The organism is Staphylococcus sp. GDY8P198P (assembly GCF_017891615.1).
In the GTDB taxonomy this organism is placed as follows: Bacteria; Bacillota; Bacilli; order Staphylococcales; family Staphylococcaceae; genus Staphylococcus; species Staphylococcus cohnii.
On sequence record NZ_JAESJQ010000002.1, the window covers coordinates 41,462 to 60,108 of the forward strand.

The 18,647-nt window shown below is 32.6% G+C and carries 16 protein-coding genes; 5 read left to right on the forward strand and 11 right to left on the reverse strand.

Annotation, left to right across the window (positions count from 1 at the left end):
* Positions 1-6: 6 nt before the first annotated feature.
* From ligA to KA824_RS01965, 9 genes are all read right to left on the reverse strand, one after another.
* Positions 7-2,010: an NAD-dependent DNA ligase LigA gene (ligA, locus tag KA824_RS01925; protein ID WP_064264246.1), complete on the reverse strand. Its 2,004-nt coding sequence runs from the start codon at positions 2,008-2,010 to the stop codon at positions 7-9.
* A gap of 3 nt (positions 2,011-2,013) precedes the next feature.
* On the reverse strand, positions 2,014-4,218 hold the full coding sequence (pcrA, locus tag KA824_RS01930; RefSeq protein WP_107384519.1) for a DNA helicase PcrA: 2,205 nt from the start codon (positions 4,216-4,218) through the stop codon (positions 2,014-2,016).
* Complete coding sequence (pcrB, locus tag KA824_RS01935) at positions 4,215-4,907, reverse strand: heptaprenylglyceryl phosphate synthase (protein ID WP_064264242.1); 693 nt, start codon at positions 4,905-4,907, stop codon at positions 4,215-4,217. The genes pcrA and pcrB overlap by 4 nt, the downstream gene beginning before the upstream one ends.
* Before the next feature lie 285 nt (positions 4,908-5,192).
* Positions 5,193-5,495 (reverse strand): YerC/YecD family TrpR-related protein, encoded by a 303-nt coding sequence (locus KA824_RS01940; RefSeq protein WP_181187638.1) that lies wholly within the window; start codon positions 5,493-5,495, stop codon positions 5,193-5,195.
* Positions 5,496-5,580: 85 nt separating this feature from the next.
* On the reverse strand, positions 5,581-6,876 hold the full coding sequence (gene purB, locus KA824_RS01945) for an adenylosuccinate lyase (protein ID WP_064264238.1): 1,296 nt from the start codon (positions 6,874-6,876) through the stop codon (positions 5,581-5,583).
* A gap of 346 nt (positions 6,877-7,222) precedes the next feature.
* Positions 7,223-7,408, reverse strand: coding sequence for an NETI motif-containing protein (locus tag KA824_RS01950; RefSeq protein WP_064264236.1), 186 nt, complete (start codon positions 7,406-7,408; stop codon positions 7,223-7,225).
* Complete coding sequence (locus tag KA824_RS01955) at positions 7,405-7,983, reverse strand: DUF2179 domain-containing protein (protein ID WP_181187637.1); 579 nt, start codon at positions 7,981-7,983, stop codon at positions 7,405-7,407. Before KA824_RS01955 ends, KA824_RS01950 begins: the two co-directional genes overlap by 4 nt.
* Before the next feature lie 69 nt (positions 7,984-8,052).
* Complete coding sequence (gene nadE, locus KA824_RS01960) at positions 8,053-8,889, reverse strand: ammonia-dependent NAD(+) synthetase (protein ID WP_064264234.1); 837 nt, start codon at positions 8,887-8,889, stop codon at positions 8,053-8,055.
* Positions 8,882-10,351, reverse strand: coding sequence for a nicotinate phosphoribosyltransferase (locus tag KA824_RS01965; RefSeq protein WP_107385058.1), 1,470 nt, complete (start codon positions 10,349-10,351; stop codon positions 8,882-8,884). The genes nadE and KA824_RS01965 overlap by 8 nt, the downstream gene beginning before the upstream one ends.
* 240 nt (positions 10,352-10,591) lie before the next feature.
* On the opposite strand from KA824_RS01965, the gene KA824_RS01970 reads away from it, so the two are divergent.
* On the forward strand, positions 10,592-11,659 hold the full coding sequence (locus tag KA824_RS01970; RefSeq protein ID WP_107385059.1) for a nitric oxide synthase oxygenase: 1,068 nt from the start codon (positions 10,592-10,594) through the stop codon (positions 11,657-11,659).
* 39 nt (positions 11,660-11,698) lie between these two features.
* Complete coding sequence (locus KA824_RS01975) at positions 11,699-12,508, forward strand: prephenate dehydratase (RefSeq protein WP_040029803.1); 810 nt, start codon at positions 11,699-11,701, stop codon at positions 12,506-12,508.
* 110 nt (positions 12,509-12,618) lie between these two features.
* Here KA824_RS01975 and KA824_RS01980 read toward each other — a convergent pair whose 3' ends face one another.
* Together KA824_RS01980 and KA824_RS01985 are read right to left on the reverse strand one after the other, a co-directional pair.
* Positions 12,619-14,172 carry an SLC13 family permease gene (locus KA824_RS01980; protein ID WP_107385060.1) on the reverse strand — a complete coding sequence of 518 codons (1,554 nt, stop codon included), beginning with the start codon at positions 14,170-14,172 and terminating at the stop codon, positions 12,619-12,621.
* A 131-nt stretch (positions 14,173-14,303) separates the two neighbouring features.
* The gene (locus tag KA824_RS01985; protein ID WP_181187636.1) at positions 14,304-15,386 is read right to left on the reverse strand and encodes a glycosyl hydrolase family 28-related protein; all 1,083 of its coding nucleotides are present in this window, start codon (positions 15,384-15,386) and stop codon (positions 14,304-14,306) included.
* A 135-nt stretch (positions 15,387-15,521) separates the two neighbouring features.
* On the opposite strand from KA824_RS01985, the gene KA824_RS01990 reads away from it, so the two are divergent.
* From KA824_RS01990 to KA824_RS02000, 3 genes are all read left to right on the forward strand, one after another.
* A complete protein-coding gene (locus KA824_RS01990) occupies positions 15,522-16,073 on the forward strand; it encodes a cysteine hydrolase family protein (RefSeq protein WP_181187635.1) in 552 nt (183 codons plus the stop codon).
* Between the two features lie 55 nt (positions 16,074-16,128).
* Positions 16,129-17,055 carry a manganese-dependent inorganic pyrophosphatase gene (locus KA824_RS01995; protein WP_064264578.1) on the forward strand — a complete coding sequence of 309 codons (927 nt, stop codon included), beginning with the start codon at positions 16,129-16,131 and terminating at the stop codon, positions 17,053-17,055.
* 151 nt (positions 17,056-17,206) lie between these two features.
* Positions 17,207-18,586, forward strand: coding sequence for an aldehyde dehydrogenase (locus KA824_RS02000; RefSeq protein WP_107385056.1), 1,380 nt, complete (start codon positions 17,207-17,209; stop codon positions 18,584-18,586).
* Positions 18,587-18,647 lie beyond the last annotated feature (61 nt).

Sequence of the window (18,647 nt, forward strand, 5' to 3'; positions counted from 1 at the left end):
TCTCCTCTATCCCTCTATTTCTTTTTGTTTCTGGACAAAGTCATCCTCCGTCCAAACTTCTGTGCCAAATTTTTCGGCTTTTGTAAGTTTTGAACCAGCGTCTTCTCCAGCAATTACTAGATCTGTCTTTTTAGTAACACTATTTGTAACTTTAGCACCTTGCAATTCTAACCATTTTGAAGCTTCATTTCTTGTCATTTGATATAACTTACCAGTTAATACAATGGTCTTATTAATAAATTCTGGATGACCTTCTAACTCAGTTGTTTTGACACCTTTGTAAGTCATATTAACATGTTTTTCCTTTAATTTATTAATAAGTGCACGGATATCTTCATTTTCTAAATAAGTGACTAATGATTGTGCTAATTTTTGACCAACATCATAAATTTCAATTAATGATTCTTCAGTAACATCAAATAAATGATCCATCGTTCCATATTTTTCAGCAATGACTTGGCTCGCTTTGACCCCTAGGTGTCTGATTCCTAAACCAAATAGTAAATGTTCCAATGAGTTTGTTTTAGAATGTTCAATCGCATTTAATAGATTGTTGACTTTCTTCTCACCCATTCTCTCTAATGGTAGCAAATCGTCTTTAGTTAAGTAAAATATATCAGCAACATCTTTTATTTTTTCATTTTCATAAAGTTGTTGAATAATTTTAGTACCTAAACCATCTATATTCATTGCTTGTCGTGATACAAAATGAATCATACCTTCAACGAGTTGTGCTTGGCATTTTGGATTGATGCATCTTAATGCTACTTCCCCTTCTATTCTAACTAGTTCATGATCACAACTAGGACAATGTGTTGGCATGTGATAAACTTCAGCATTTTCCGGTCGACGATCTAAAACGCTTTTTATAACTTCTGGTATGATATCGCCAGCCTTTTTAATTACTACACTATCGCCAATTCGGATATCCTTTTCATGAATTAAATCTTCATTATGTAAAGAAGCTCTAGAAACTGTCGTTCCCGCTACTTTTACTGGCTCAAGTATGGCCGTAGGTGTAACGACGCCTGTTCTACCAATACTAAGTTCAATATCTAATAAATCTGTCATGACTTCTTCAGCAGGGAACTTATATGCAATTGCCCAACGCGGAGATTTTTGTGTATAGCCAAGCTCATCTTGTTGATCTAAATCATTCACTTTAATAACAATGCCATCAATATCATATGGCAACTGTTCCCGCGCTTCCGTCCATTTTTCAATATAGTCGAATACTTCTTCTATAGTTTGAGCACGTTCTCGTTCTTTATTTGTTTTAAAACCTAATTTATCTAATTCATCTAAAGCTTCACTTTGTGTATGAGCATTAAATTGTGTAAAGTCATTCACACTATATAGGAAAACACTTAGTTTTCTCTTTGCTGCAAGTTTGGAATCTAATTGGCGCAGTGAACCAGCAGCTGCATTTCTTGGATTAGCAAATGGTTGTTCGTCATTTTGTGCTTTGGCTTCGTTTAAATCAAAGAATGATTTTCTAGGCATATATGCTTCACCGCGAACTTCAAATGTTCTGGCTTCATTAATCTTTAATGGTATCGCATGTATCGTTCTTAAGTTTTCGGTAATATCTTCGCCTGTAGTACCATCACCACGTGTCAAACCTTGTACGAACCTACCATTTTCGTACTTGAGAGACACAGCCAAACCATCTATTTTCAACTCGCACATATATTCAACTTGATCAATTTGCTCACGTATACGTTGATCAAATTTTCTTAAATCTTCTTCATTAAAAGCATTTCCTAAACTCAGCATCGGTGTATCATGATTTACCTTTTCAAACGTTGATTGAGCTGAGCCACCTACCCTTACTGTAGGTGAATCAACTGTTTGATACTCTGGATAGTTTGCCTCAATATCTATCAATTCGTGCAAAAGTTTATCATATTCACTATCTGGTACTGAAGGATTATCTTGTACATAATATTCATAGCTATATTGATTTAGCAATTGATGTAATGCATCGACACGCGATTGTAAGTCAGCCACGCTTTATTCCCCTTTCTTTTCAATAGGTGCAAATTGAGCAAGCAAACGTTTAGGTCCTTCAGATTTAAAGATAATATCTAGTTCAACTGAACCATTTTTTTCATTAACATTGCTCACCATGCCTTCACCCCATGATTTATGAATAACTTTGTCACCAACATGCCAATCCGTTGATTGTTGTGCTTTTTCAGAAGAAGTAACACGTTTACTATAACCTCTTTTTTCAGGTTGTTTGGTTGCAGATTTAAATCGATTTCCTTGTGCCGTAGCTCGTGCTTTATTTTCGTTTTCTAATAAATCTTCAGGTATTTCTTTCAAGAACCTTGAAGCCATATTGGACTGTGGTCTTCCAAAAAGCATTCTTGAAGTTGCATGCGTTAAATATAACGTTTCTTCAGCACGTGTAATCGCAACATAACAAATTCTTCTTTCTTCTTGCATTTCATGATCATCATCACTTTTTATTGCTCTTATATGTGGGAATAATGATTCTTCCATCCCCATTATAAATACAATAGGAAACTCTAGTCCTTTTGCTGAGTGCATTGTCATCAACGTTATACCATCATCTATTTGCGCTTCATCTATATCTGCAACTAAAGATAAGTCTGTCAAAAAGTTGATTAATGACTGTTCTTCTAATGGGGTATTCTCTTCGTAATCTTTAGGCACTGACATAAATTCATCTATATTTTCTAATCTACTTCTTGATTCTAATGTTTGTTCTCGTTCCAACATCTCACGATAACCTGATTTAACTAATACCTCTTCAACAATTTCAGTAATCTCTAAAAATTCCTGTTGTTTAATTAAGTTCTGTATCATGTCATAAAAAGTAATACATGCTTGCGTAACTTTTTTAGATAAGCCTATAAAATCCACTTCTGCTAGCGCGTCAAACATACTTATATCGTTTTGAGCAGCATAGGCCTGAATTTTATCTACTGTCGAAGGTCCAACACCGCGTTTTGGCACATTTATTACACGGCGTAAACTTATATCATCATTACTATTGGCTATTATTCTCAAATAACTAAGTAGGTCTTTAATTTCTTTTCGGTCATAGAATTTTTGACCACCGACCATTGTGTAAGGCATATTAGATTTCATAAATGTCTCTTCTAACACACGAGATTGTGCATTAGTACGATACAAGATAGCCATATCTTTGAATTTTTTTCCGTTGCGTTGTTGTTTCATAATTTCTTTGACTACATATTCAGCTTCATCTCGCTCGGTAGTAGCTTCGTAGTAGTGAATTTTATCTCCGGATGTATTACCTGTCCATAATCCTTTAGGTTTACGCTCTGAATTATTTTTGATTACTTCATTAGCTGCATTTAATATATTTTTAGTTGAACGATAATTTTGTTCTAAAAATATCGTTTTAGCTTCAGGATAATCTTCTTCAAAGGAAAGTATGTTCTGAATATCAGCGCCACGCCAACCATAAATAGATTGATCAGAATCTCCAACTACGCATAAGTTTTTAAATTTAGACGCTAAAAGATTAACTAATGTATATTGTGCTTTGTTTGTGTCTTGGTACTCGTCGACGTGTATGTATTGGAATTTATTTTGATAAAATTCTAAAACATCTGGCACACGTTCAAATAATCGAATTGTAACCATGATTAAATCATCAAAATCCAATGCTTCGTTTCTTGATAACTGTCTTTGATATCCTTTATATACTGTAGCAATCATTTGCTCATGATAAGTGTCAGCTTCTTTTTGAGCATCTTCTGGCGTTTTCAATTCGTTTTTTAAATTACTTATAGCACCTATAAACATTCTCGGTTCGAACTTTTTACTATCTATATTTTCATTCTTCAATACATCTTTGATAACTGATTTTTGATCGGTTGGGTCAATAATAGTAAAATTACGTTCAATGCCAATTCTATCTGCATCTCTTCTCAGTATTCTTACACACATTGAGTGGAACGTTGACATCCATATAACTTGAGCTGGTTCACCGACTAAAGCTTCCACACGTGCTTTCATTTCTTTTGCTGCCTTGTTTGTAAAAGTAATCGCTAGAATGTTGTATGGAGATACGTCTTTTTCATCAAGCAAGTAAGCTATACGATGAGTTAAAACACGTGTTTTGCCTGAACCTGCACCCGCCATAATAAGTAATGGCCCTTCTGTAGTGCGTACTGCTAAGCTTTGTTCATCATTCATCTTATTTACTAATGCATTCATTTATGTGACTCCTTTATCTTAACTGTTTTTAATGCGCTTTTAATATCTTTATAAACGATATCACCAACGATAATCGTATCAGCAATCGAAGCCATTTCTTCAGCTTCTTCTTGATTACTAATGCCACCACCATAAAATAGTTGTGTATCACTTAACATATTTGCAGCTGTCTTAACCTTTTCAACATCTCCATATGTACCACTATATTCAAGGTACATGACTGGTAATTTATACATTTCATTAACCATTTGAGCATATGCTTCAATATCTTCATCTGTTAAATTTGTTTCAGCTTGTGTAACTTGTGCTACTTTGCTTTCAGGATTCATGACAACATATCCTTCAAAAACAACCTCTTCAAAATCAATGACGTGTCCAAAAGATTTCAATGCTTCTAAAAGTATGCCGTTATGATATTTTACATTTGTACTATTCAATACAGTCGGTACGAAATAAAAGTCAAATCCAGGCATAACACTTTCTATATTGGAAATTTCAAAAACTAGAGGTAAAGGATATCTCCTCACCCTACTCATCAATTGAATAACATTATCTTCAGTAACATCATCTGTTCCACCGATCATAATTGCATCGGTTTGAGACATACATATTGCATCTAAATCTTCATCAGAAATAGACTTGGCAGGATCTAATTTGAAAATATGTTTCCACTTTTTAATGTCATACATGATATGTTACTCCTTTTTTTAGCATACTTTTGATTATATCATTTTTAACCACTGAGTTCTAAAACGATATAGGATTTTATAATGTATTTTAACATGACAAATAAATCATAAGTTAATCATGTTTCTCGCTAAATATATTCAAAAAATTTAAAGCCTTATTTCTATTTTATCAATACACTTTAAATTAACAACAAAAAAACTGTCAGCAAAGAAGGTTTCTTTGCTAACAGCTTTTCAAATGAAATCATTAAAATTACACTTCGCTATAGTATATAGAATTGTTAATTAATCGGTCGTTTCAATATTCATGCGGTCTAGAATGATTGTGTAAGCATCATTTCCCCATTGTAAAGATCTTTTAACACGAGAAATTGTTGCAGTTGAAGCACCGGACTCTTGTTCAATCGTCGCATAAGTATAACCTTGCTTAATCATTTTTGCGACTTGCAATCGTTGAGATAACGACTGGATTTCATTAACTGTACATAAATCGTCAAAGAATTGGTAACATTCTTCTCTGTTTTCTAATGTAAGAATTGCATCAAATAATTCATCTAATGCTTTTCCTCTTAATTTTTCTATTTGCATTAAAAACAACCCCTGTACTTTCATTTTAATCTTAATTCAACGTGCTAATACATTAAAGTGTAACGATTTCATCAGTAAATTTCAATTATTCTAATCCTGCACGGCTAAAAATCGTATCAACTTGGTTTAAATGATGTTTTGGATTAAAGCATTCGTCTAATTCTTCAGTGCTTAATAAATCTGTAATAGTTGTATCTTGTTCAATTAACGTTCTAAACGGTGTTTTTGTTTCCCAAGATGTCATCGCTTTTGGCTGTACTTTATCGTATGCCGCTTCGCGTGCTAAACCTTTATTTATCAGCGCTAGTAATACGCGTTGTGAATAAATAAGACCAAATGTTTTATCGATATTTGCTAACATATTATCTTCAAATACAGTAAGTCTTTCTACAATATTTGTAAATCTGTTTAATCCGTAATCTAAAGCTATCGTTACATCTGGTAGCATGATTCTTTCTGCAGATGAATGCGAAATATCTCTCTCATGCCATAAAGCTACATTTTCATATGCTGTCGTAATATATCCTCTGATAACACGCGCAATACCAGTGATATTTTCTGAACCAATTGGATTACGTTTATGTGGCATTGCTGACGAACCTTTTTGACCTTTAGCAAAAGCTTCTTCTACTTCTCTTGTTTCAGTTTTTTGTAAATTACGTATTTCCACTGCAAATTTTTCCATAGAAGTGCTAATCAACGCTAAGGTAGCTATATAATATGCATGACGATCACGTTGTAATGTCTGAGTAGAAACAGCTGCTGCATCCAAACCTAAATTTTCACAAACATGCGCTTCAATTTCGGGTGGGATGTTCGCAAAGGTACCTACTGCACCACTCATTTTACCGACTTCTATTTCTTTTCTCACACGTTTAAAACGCTCTAAATTACGTTTCATTTCTGTATACCATAATGCCATCTTAACACCAAATGTTGTAGGTTCCGCATGTACACCGTGTGTGCGCCCCATCATTAAAGTATACTTATAATTTTTAGCTTTTTGGGCTAAAACATCAATAAATCTTTCTAAATCTTTTTCAATAATATCGTTTGCTTGTTTAATAACATAACTTAATGCAGTGTCAACTACATCAGTTGATGTTAAACCGTAGTGAACCCATTTACGCTCTTCACCTAATGTCTCTGATACTTGTCTTGTAAATGCAACGACATCGTGTCGTGTTTCTTCTTCAATTTCTTTTGCTCGGTTAACATCAACCTTTGCATTCTGGCGAATTTTCAATACATCTTCAGCAGGTATATCACCTAATTTACTCCAAGCTTCACATGCCAGTATTTCTACTTCTAACCAAGCTTCATAGCGATTTTGATCCGTCCAAATATTAGACATTTCTTCTCTAGAATAACGTTCTATCATTGAAATAAGCTCCTATCTTGCGTAAGTTTTAGTCCACAAACTCCAAAAACATGTACATTTATTCAAAAAATACGGTTAAAGTTCGTGTTTAATCTTGTCATTATTAGTTTAACAGAATTGACCATAAATGTATAAGTCTTTTCTATCTTCTTACAGAAATTTTAACACGTTTTATCAAAAGGCGTGCAGAAAAACCTTATTCTACTCAAAAAATTTATCAATCTATATCAAAATGGAACAACATGATTAAAAAAATCGTTGACCTGAGATTTTTTATCTCTGTCAACGATTACACTTATATATCTAGCACTAATTCATATCTGATTTCTTAGCTATTTTGGAACAATTATTCTATTAATTTACCAACAAATTGAATTTCTTGTCTATATACTTCGTATTCACCATCTTTATTTTCTTTATAAATCGGCTTTTCAAAGCGTTTAATAGGCATATATCCAGCATCTCGCATACGTTGCAAACAATCTTGTACCGTTTCGTTTTCTTCTACTTTAAACTTTTGCTGCTTTTTCATATACTTTCCACTTTATCTGGATCATATTGTTTAAGTTTCTTACTGCGCACACCTTTAACCCAAAAACCACCGTGAATTGTTCTTGGTTCGTATGCAATGATAAACGCTTTTTCATCAATTTGCTTAATTGTTTCTATTAATTTTAATTCAAAGCGTCTTGGTGTTAATATTTGTAAAATTAACCTCGTACCATCTCTACCATAAGCAGTATTATGCGTAACGCCATAACCTAAATCTCTTAATTGCTTTGGTAAATCTAATTCATATTCAGATGAAGTAACATTCACAACTGTATAGCCAAGTGCTAATTTCTCTTCAATTTTCATGCCTACAATAATACCGATTGAAAATCCAAAAGCATATGCAAAGACATTTTGAATTTGGTCTAAACTAGACATCACCATTCCCAAACCAATTACATATACTAAAACCTCTAAGAAACTTACAACTGCTGCAACATAACGATAACCCTTGAGTGTTAATATCGTTCTTATTGTCAAACAAGTTACGTAAGCAACATTAATAATAAAAATAGCTAAAACCATTAACCATGGATTAGATGTGATTACTGACATGTTCATTTTCCTTTCTTTCTCATTAAATCCAAATTATTTTATCAGTAACTTATTATTTTGTCACTAAAATCATTCGAAATCTGTTTGATTCTTTGGCCATGTATATCTTGTGTAAGCTAATTCTCTTTTATGTGCATTTTTAATATAATGATTTTCTATTATAGCTTTTGCTTCTTTTGGCACTTGTTTACCTTCTAAATAATCATCTATTTGAGCATAACTAACACCAAGTGCTTCTTCGTCTGGTAGCTGTGGTTTATCTTCTTCTAAGTCAGCCGTTGGTATTTTTTCATATAAATGTGCTGGTGCATCTAAATACGCTAAGATTTGTCGTCCTTGACGTTTATCCAGACCAAATAACGGGGCAATATCCGCTGCACCATCACCATATTTTGTAAAAAATCCTGTTAAGTTTTCCGCTGAGTGATCGGTTCCCACTACGATACCTTGCTTATTTGATGCAATCGAAAATTGTACTTTCATACGCTCACGTGCTTTTTCATTCCCTTTTTGGAAATCAGTCAGCGTAATTCCAGCTTCTTTTAACGATTGTACACTTTGATCTACAGCAGGTTTAATGTTAACCGTAATTGTTCGATCTGGTTGTATAAACTTCAAAGCATCTTCAACTTCATCTGCATCTTTTTGTTCGCCATATGGTAGTTTAACCGCAATAAATTGACAATCAATATCCTTTTCCTTTAATTCATTTACTGCAATTTGACACAGCTTACCAGCTAAAGTCGAATCTTGTCCTCCTGAAATGCCTAAAACCAAGGATTTGATAAATGAATGAGATTGGATGTAATTTTTTATAAATTGAACAATATTACGTGTTTCTAATTTGCTATCAATGTTGGGTTTGACTTTCATTTCTCTAACGATAATATCTTGAATTTCATTCATTTTCTTCTTCCATCTCCTTCACATGTTCTGCCACTTCAAATATACGTTTGTGTTTATTTTCCCAACATTCTGTACTTAAATCAACCGGATACTCTTGTGGATTAAGGTGACGTTTGTTTTCATCCCATAAATATGAAAGACTTTCCGTCAAATAGTTTTGTGCTTCCTTTTCGCTCGGTAAATCATAAACGAGTTCACCAGCTTTAAAAATATCATGATGTAATGGTTTAGCTATAAAAGACTTTATAAATTTCATCTTATACGTATGAACAGGATGGAATAATTTAAGTGGCGACTCATCATAAGGATCTTCATGCGCTAACGTTATGTAGTCACCCTCAGCTTTGTTGGTTTTCTTATTAATAATGCGATACACATTTTTCTTACCTGGTGTTGTTACTTTTTCTGCATTGTTAGATAACTTTATTCGGTCTACATAATTCCCTGAAGCATCTTCAACTGCCACAAGTTTATATACAGCACCTAAGGCTGGCTGGTCGTAACCAGTAATTAATTTAGTACCAACTCCCCATGAATCGACCTTTGCACCTTGCGATTTCAAACTTGTAATTGTTTGCTCATCTAAGTCATTTGATGCAATAATTTTAGTCTTAGTGAACCCAGCCTCATCTAACATGCGACGTGCTTCTTTTGATAAATAAGCAATATCACCAGAATCTAAACGTATACCAATAAAGTTAATTTCATCACCAAGTTCTTTAGCCACTTTAATCGCTGTTGGCACACCAGATTTCAAGGTATGAAAAGTATCAACTAAGAACACGCAATCTTTATGACGTTCTGCATATTTTTTAAATGCAATATATTCATCACCATATGTTTGAACCATTGCATGCGCATGTGTCCCTGATACTGGTATACCAAAAAGTTTTCCTGCACGCACATTACTAGTTGAATCAAATCCACCAATATATGCTGCTCTTGCACCCCACAAAGCAGCATCCGCTTCTTGTGCACGTCTTGTTCCAAATTCCATTAATGTGTCATTGGGCGCTACTTGTTTTATTCTACTTGCTTTCGTAGTAATTAACGTGTGAAAATTCACGATATTTAACAACATCGTTTCAATTAATTGCGCTTGGATGAGTGGTGCTTCAACTCTTAATAAAGGTTCATTACCAAAGCATAATTCTCCTTCTTGCATAGAACGAATATTACCAGTAAATTTCATATCTTTTAAATATTCCAAAAAGTCTTCTTGATAACCAATAGATTTTAAATATTTAATATCCGATTCTGAAAAATGAAAGTTATTAATATAAGCTATAACTCTTTTTAATCCATTAAACACTGCATAACCACTGTTGAAGGGCATATTTCTAAAATATAAATCAAATACAGCGTATCTCTCATGAATACCATCATTCCAATAACTCTCCGCCATATTTATTTGATATAAATCATTATGTAATACTAAAGTATCATCCTCAAATTGGTACACCGCTATCTCTCCTATCGGCTTTTTCATTAGTTTAACACAAAAAATTAAACGTTTATATCTGAAACAAATTTATCTATATTACTTCAATTATAACTCAGCACATTATTAAATATAATTTTGTTATTTATTAATTATTTAGTTAGTAGTAAATTCAAAATAGTAGCGACAAAATCATGACAATTACACAGTTAAGCATTAAAAATAGAAAAAATGCCGTATAATATGTGCGAGGTGTTTTATATGTTAAATGAAGCTAAATCATTTATTCAAACAATGTATAAAGAATTAAATTATAATGAAAATATTATATTAAAACGACTAAATCAGATAGAAACACAAATCAACTTAACAGGTACGTATGAACATACTAATGAAGAACTTGTATATGGTGCTAAGATGGCATGGAGAAATTCAAATCGTTGTATAGGTCGTGCATTCTGGGATGCTTTAACTGTCAAAGATGCAAGACATATTCAGTCAGAACACGAATTTATAGACGCAATAGAAAATCATATTCAATTTGCAACAAATGATGGAAAAATCAAACCATGTATCACTATTTTTGCCGCTCAAAACCCACCAAAAATATTTAATAATCAACTCATCAGATATGCTGGATATGAAGATGTTGGCGACCCTGCTGAAATAAAAATCACTCAATTAGCAGAACATTTAGGGTGGACAAGCAATCATACTGATTTTGATATTTTACCTTTAATTTATAAAATTCCTGGGGAAACATTAAAATTTCATAATTATCAACCTGAATTAATTAAGGAAGTACCCATTACACATGACCGTTTTCCAAAATTAGCAAAGCTTGGATTAAAATGGTATGCCGTACCAATTATATCTAGCATGGACTTGAAAATTGGTGGAATCACATATCCAACCGCACCATTCAATGGTTGGTATATGGTAAATGAAATTGCTGTGCGTAATTTTACGGATTCATATCGCTATAATTTACTAGAAACCGTTGCAGAAGCTTTTGAATTTGATACACTAAAGAATAATTCTTTTAATAAAGATAGAACATTAGTTGAATTGAATTATGCAGTATATCATTCATTTAAAAATGAGGGCGTGTCAATGGTTGATCATTTAACCGCGTCAAAACAATTTGAAAGATTTGAAAAAAATGAACGCAAGAATGGAAGAGATGTAACTGGTAAATGGTCTTGGTTAGCACCCTCTTTATCTCCAACGCTAGTATCTAATTACCATCATGGATATAAAAACGAGATGAGAGAACCAAATTTCTATTATAAAAAGCAATCATCTGCTTCTGGGTGTCCTTTCCATTAATTTTTAAAATTAACACATATATTTAAGGGGTAACGTCAAATGAAATTATATTATTTAGGTCCAAAAGGAACATTTTCATATTTAGCGGCAAAACAATATCAATCAGAGTCTGAGTTTGACTATATATCTAAATCTAATTTGTATGAAGTAGTTACTGCTGTCTCAGAAGATGATCAAAGCATTGCTGTTGTGCCTATCGAAAATTCAATAGAAGGTACAATCAATATTGTTGCCGATGCCTTAACTCAACAGAACATTTATGCTCAGGGAGAAATTCATTTAGATATACAATTTGCTTTATATGGCCCTGAAAATGCTACAGTAAATGATATATCAAAAGTTTATTCAATAAGCCCAGCAATTAGTCAAACGAGTAAATATATACAACAGCATAACTTCACATATGATTATGTAGATAGCACAATACAAAGTTTAGAAAAAATAACTAACCAAGTTGGCGCAATCGCACCTTTAGGTAGTGGGGAAACTTATGGTTTCCAACCTATAGAACAAAACATTCAAGATTTCCCTCACAATGTTACTCGTTTTTTAGTCGTAAGTAACCAGCCGCAACATTTGGACAATGCAAGCGATACAATGTTACTCATCACACCGCAATTTGATAAACCAGGTTTACTAGCAAGTATTCTAAATACCTTTGTACTTTTTAACATCAACTTATCTTGGATTGAGTCTAGACCTTTAAAAACACAATTAGGTATGTATCACTTTTTCGTCCAAGCAGACACTGGATTGACGGAAGAATTATCTAAAGTCATTAAAATCTTGAACACTTTAGATTTTCAAGTTACAGTCATTGGGTCTTTCAATAAGTTAAATCACGATTAATTAATAAAGTAAAACTTACTGAAATTCCAACTCGAAAACTTATCATCTTATATATTTCAATAATAGAGCCTGAGACATTTTATATGCCTCAGGCTCTATGACGCTTTTAGTTATTTTAATGGTAAAGGCTTGGTAACATCTATACCTAATACTGGTGGTACTAAGAAATAAACCACTAACACAATGACAATAATACTCAACAAATTGACCCAAAATCCAACTGATGCCATTTTTTTAATACTAATTTTTCCAGTACCAAATACAATAGCATTTGGCGGTGTACCAACCGGTAACATATAAGCACAATTGGCAGCCATAGCAGCCGGCACCATAAGTAGTAGTGGATGTACATTAACTGCAACAGAAAGTGTAGCAAGAATAGGTAAAATCATAGTCGCAGTAGCTGTATTCGAAGTTATTTCTGTTAAGAATAACACAAATATTGTAATGACAAGGACGATAATTAATGGACTGACACCTTCGATTAACTTTAATTGTTCCCCTAGCCATGTGGCTAAACCGCTCTCTGAAATACCTTTAGCAAGTGCTAAACCTCCACCAAACAAAATGAGCACGCCCCATGGCAAGTCCTTGGCAACATTCCAATCAATAATACGTGTATGTTGCGCTTTATTTTTAGCAGGAATTAAGAATAATAATACAGCTATAAACATTGCAATCGTACCGTCGGCAACTTCTGAGGTGAACGACCAATTTTTCAATAAGAATTCTCTACTAATCCATAATAAACTTGCCAATATAAAAATTACTTGTACTACTTTTTCTTCATATTTCATCTTGCCTAATTCATCTAATTTTTTTCTAATTAAATTTTGACCGCCTGGCAGTTCCTTCATATCATGTTTAAATGCAACATAACGCAAATATAACCATACTAAAATCAATAGCACAATGACCGTTGGCACGCCAACAACCATCCATTTGGCAAAGCTGATTTCTTCACCAAATGCTGATTGATATTGCCCTTTTAGAATAATAAGTGGTGGCGTTCCAATCAAAGTTCCTAATCCACCAATTGTTCCTGCATATCCGATAGCTAATACTAATGATTGTTCAAATTTATTGATGCTTGTAGCATTCATTTCTTCCCCTTTTAAATCATTTGCTTCTTTAATAATTGCTAAACCTATCGGTATCATAATCATCACAGCTGCAGTGTTCGAAACAAACATAGATAAAAACCCTGTCGCAATCATAAAACCTAATAAAATTTTTCCAGTACTTGTACCTAAAATACTGATAATTGTTAATGCTACACGTGTATGTAAATTCCATCTTTCCATAGCTATAGCTAGTATGAATCCACCTAAAAATAGGAAGATAATATCATTACCATACTGAGCAGATACTTCTTCCGGGCTAAGTACATGACCAATAGGCAATAAAATTAATGGTAATAAACTAGTTGCTGCAATTGGTATTGCTTCAGTAATCCACCAAATAGCTATCCAAATTGTAATTGCTAACACAAAAACACCTTTATAAGATAAATTTTCAGGTTGAAAAGTTAACAATGTCAAAATAAATAATAGTGGCCCTAAAATCAATCCTGTCAGCTGTCCTGCATTATAAGATTTATTTTTTTCAGAAAAAAATGTTAAATAATGTGAACGTCTAAATTCCCCTTTGTTCATGTTATTCATAATGTTCCCCCCGATTTTAGTTGTTTTCTGAATTTTCTTACATTATTACTCTTTAAGATAATATAATTTCAATTAAATTACAATATGTTTTATATTGTGTTTTAATTCAGAACTACTAAAATAAAGAATCATTATTTTATGTTTATTTTTTTAATGTTTATATTTTTTTCATCTGATAGATACAAATTTTCTATATCTTTTAAATAAAGTCTTTGATGTTTATTATCAAAATAATTCTGTGCAATAAATATATTCTTGTGTTTTACGTTATGGTAACTTTGCACTCGAATTGCATCTTTAGACATATGACCAATAAAATGATTCTGGTAAATATATAAATTACTTCCAGATTGAGTTGTTCTTACCTTACCGGTAAGGTCTTGCGCATTTTTACCATCTTTCACTGCTAAAAACCGAATACCGCCCCCACAATTTTTGAATATATTATCGTGAATAAAAGTATCTTTTGATTTTAAAGGTGTCAGTGCATATTGATTTATTCCTTCAAACGTATTAAAACGAATATGTATGTTTTCATAAAATTGATTAAATCTACTCGCGTGAGATCCTATCGCTCTATTCCACGCGCCCATTGTAGGTGTTTTCGAATTTCCAAAATAACAATTTTCAATCACTACATTTTTAGTTATCGTACCATCCGTTGCACCGAATTTTGGAAATGCGCCTTTTACTTGTATATCAATTTGTACCGCTTCTGAAAACAATCTTTCCCCTTTGTCATCTTTAAATCCTAAAAATTGGCAGCCATTGATATATAATCCATTGATGCCACATGCATCTATGGCATGACCTCCAACAACATCTTTAAATGTTACGTCTAAAATTTGAATATTTTGAGCATGACCCATGCACATTGCTGTATTGTTATACGGATAGTCATAACCATTCATATCCAGTGTGCCACCAGCAATACAGATTGCACCATTACCTTCGTATCCATAATAAGATTTCAACCATCTACCGTTTTTTAATAAAGTATCTTTACCTACTCTTTTTAATACTGCTTCATCATCCAATATCAAAGTAGTTGAGTCATATATTACCAACGGCCTATGAATATGATACTCTCCGTTAGGAATATAAATTGTTGTGTTTTTGTGATTTCTAGCATATTTCAATGCTTTTTGAATCGCACGTGTATCTGCCCATTTATGCTTACCTTTTAATCCAAAGTGCATTGCGTTAATGATCATTAGCAACTCTTCCTCCTTACTTAATACTTTATAATAAACTAATATTTAGTTTTTAAACGCTTTAAATGCTCCTTTAATGATTTATGTACTTAGTATATAATAACTATAATCTTAATTTTGGGAGTGTTACATTAGATGAAAAATAGTGCGCTTATTATTGTTGACTATTCAAATGATTTTGTTGCTGATAATGGCAAATTAACTTGTGGCCTTCTTGGGCAACAAATTGAAAATTATATTGTTGAAAGAATTGAAGTATATAATAAAAAACAGGCTAATATCTTTTTTCTTATGGATTTACATTATGAAGAAAATAGTTATCATCCAGAAAACAAACTTTTCCCACCTCATAATATAATAGACACCACTGGAAGAGAACTCTACGGTAAAGTAAATGATATTTATCAAAATATCTTATTTAATGATCATGTTCATTATTTAGATAAAACGCGTTATGATTCATTTTGTGGTACGCCTTTAGACATTATGTTACGCGAACGCAACATTACGCATTTAGAAATTGTCGGGGTATGTACAGACATTTGCGTGCTTCACACTGCTATCACTGCCTACAATTTGGGATATGCTATTTCAATTTCCCATAAGGGTGTTGCTTCATTTAATCCAACAGGACATCAATGGGCATTAGATCATTTTAAAAATTCATTAGGTGCTGAAGTAGAATAACAATAGAAAATCATGATAAAATAAAATTAAATATAAAATTAAGGAGAATTAAAACATGGCAAAAACTTATATTTTCGGTCATAAAAATCCAGATACAGATGCAATTTCATCAGCTATTATTATGGCAGACTTTGAACAACAAACAGGAAATACAGACGCAACACCTTATCGTTTAGGTGAAGTAGGACCTGAAACTCAATATGCATTAGATCATTTTAATGTGGAAACACCAGAATTACTTAGCGATGATTTAAATAATCAAAATGTTATTTTAGTTGACCATAATGAATTCCAACAAAGTGCTGATACGATTGACAAGTCATCAATTCAACATGTCGTTGATCATCATAGAATTTCAAACTTTGAAACTGCAGCACCATTGTATTATCGTGCAGAGCCAGTAGGTTGTACTGCAACAATCTTATACAAAATGTACAAAGAACGCGGATTTGAAATCAAACCTGAAATTGCTGGTTTAATGATTTCTGCTATCATTTCAGATAGCCTACTATTTAAATCACCAACTTGTACACAACAAGATATTGACGCTGCTGAAGCTTTAAAATCAATTGCAGACATTGACTTAGAATCCTATGGTCTAGAAATGTTAAAAGCAGGTGCGTCTACAACTGATAAAACTGCATCTGAACTGTTAAATATGGATGCGAAATCATTTAATATGGGTGACTATATTACACGTATTGGCCAAGTTAATACTGTAGATATTGATGAAGTATTCCAACGTCAAGAAGAGTTAGAAAAAGAAATGTTAGAAGTAAGTACAAATGAAAAATATGATTTATTTGTATTGCTTGTAACTGATATCATCAACAGTGACTCTAAGATTTTAGTCGTTGGTGCCGAAAAAGATAAAGTAGGCAATGCATTCAATGTTCGACTAGACAACAACACTGCATTTTTACCAGGTGTTGTATCTCGTAAAAAACAAGTGGTACCACAAATTACAGAAGCTTTAAGTTAATTTCATACTTTATCAATATATAACGTTGTAATAGTAAAAACTTAAATAGTTTACTATATAGAAAAACTGGAACATAATAATAATTATGTTCCAGTTTTTTATCCATCATTTTAAACTATCTAAATCATCAATATACTAGGAGGAATAATATTTGAATTCAATAGAACAATCTTTCCACAATAGTAAACAATATTTTAATACTCATGAAACCAAATCACTTAAATTCAGAAAAAAGCAACTCAAGCAATTAAGTAAGAGTATTAAAAACTATGAAAGTGAATTACTTGAAGCTTTTCAAGAAGATTTAGGTAAAAATAAAGTAGAAGCCTATGCAACTGAGATTGGCTTTACATTAAAAAATATTAAATCAGCTCGTAAAGAACTTAAAAATTGGGCGAAAACCAAACAAGTAAACACACCATTATTTATGTTCCCTACTAAAAGCTACATTATGAAAGAACCTTATGGCACAGTACTCATTATTGGACCTTTTAACTATCCGTTCCAATTACTAATAGAACCATTGATTGGTGCAATTGCTGCGGGGAACACTGTGATACTAAAGCCTTCTGAGTTCACACCAAATGTATCTGGTGTCATACAACAAATTATTGCCGATGCATTTGATCCTGAATATATTAATATCATTCAAGGAAATGCTGATACAACTCAAACTTTACTTCAATTTCCTTTTGATTATATTTTCTTTACAGGTAGTGAACAGGTTGGACGCGTTGTTTATGGCGCAGCAAGTAAAAACTTAACACCAGTAACTTTAGAGCTTGGTGGAAAGTCACCTGCAATCATTGATGAGAGTGCAAATATTAAAGTTGCAAGTGAACGTATTTGTTTTGGTAAGTTTACAAATGCTGGGCAAACTTGTGTTGCACCGGATTACTTACTTGTAAACCGTAAAGTTAAAGATGAACTTATCAGTGCATTAAAAAAGACAATCACTGAATTTTATGGCACAAATATTCAAGATAGTCCAGACTATGGGCGAATTGTAAACCAAAAACATTATCATCGTTTAAACGAATTATTAAATATCCATTACCCTGAAATTACTTTCGGTGGTCAAACTGACATTAATGAAAATTTTATTGCACCTACGATTTTAGAAGGTACTACTTTCGATTCAAAAATTATGGAAAATGAAATTTTTGGCCCAATTTTACCTATTATAGCTTATGATGATTTTGACGAAGCAATTGATTTAATACGTACTAAACCTAAACCACTAAGTCTTTATTTATTTAGTGAAGATGAAAACAGTTCAGAGAGAATATTAAATGAATTATCATTTGGTGGCGGTGCAATCAATGATACCCTTATGCATTTAGCAAATCCTAACTTACCTTTTGGCGGTGTTGGTGCTTCCGGTATAGGAAAATATCATGGAAAATACTCATTTGATACTTTTAGCCATGATAAATCTTATATTTTCAAATCTACAAGGCTTGAATCAAGCCTATTGTTCCCTCCTTATAAAGGAAAATTTAAATATATTAAAGCATTTTTCAACAAATAGTATTTTGATATATTAAAGCCCGAAAACTTAATATAGTTTTCGGGCTTCTTATCGTTTGTTT

Bases quoted from the DNA above. Each gene is read 5' to 3' on its own strand.
- KA824_RS01970 (WP_107385059.1), top strand. From the start codon at position 10,592: ATGTTAAATGAAGCTAAATCATTTATTCAAACAATGTATAAAGAATTA.
- KA824_RS01955 (WP_181187637.1), bottom strand. From the start codon at position 7,983: ATGTCAGTAATCACATCTAATCCATGGTTAATGGTTTTAGCTATTTTT.
- pcrA (WP_107384519.1), bottom strand. From the start codon at position 4,218: ATGAATGCATTAGTAAATAAGATGAATGATGAACAAAGCTTAGCAGTA.
- KA824_RS01940 (WP_181187638.1), bottom strand. From the start codon at position 5,495: ATGCAAATAGAAAAATTAAGAGGAAAAGCATTAGATGAATTATTTGAT.
- KA824_RS01950 (WP_064264236.1), bottom strand. From the start codon at position 7,408: ATGAAAAAGCAGCAAAAGTTTAAAGTAGAAGAAAACGAAACGGTACAA.
- KA824_RS01985 (WP_181187636.1), bottom strand. From the start codon at position 15,386: ATGATCATTAACGCAATGCACTTTGGATTAAAAGGTAAGCATAAATGG.
- KA824_RS01975 (WP_040029803.1), top strand. From the start codon at position 11,699: ATGAAATTATATTATTTAGGTCCAAAAGGAACATTTTCATATTTAGCG.
- nadE (WP_064264234.1), bottom strand. From the start codon at position 8,889: ATGAATGAAATTCAAGATATTATCGTTAGAGAAATGAAAGTCAAACCC.
- KA824_RS01980 (WP_107385060.1), bottom strand. From the start codon at position 14,172: ATGAATAACATGAACAAAGGGGAATTTAGACGTTCACATTATTTAACA.
- KA824_RS01995 (WP_064264578.1), top strand. From the start codon at position 16,129: ATGGCAAAAACTTATATTTTCGGTCATAAAAATCCAGATACAGATGCA.
- KA824_RS01990 (WP_181187635.1), top strand. From the start codon at position 15,522: ATGAAAAATAGTGCGCTTATTATTGTTGACTATTCAAATGATTTTGTT.
- purB (WP_064264238.1), bottom strand. From the start codon at position 6,876: ATGATAGAACGTTATTCTAGAGAAGAAATGTCTAATATTTGGACGGAT.
- pcrB (WP_064264242.1), bottom strand. From the start codon at position 4,907: ATGTATGACATTAAAAAGTGGAAACATATTTTCAAATTAGATCCTGCC.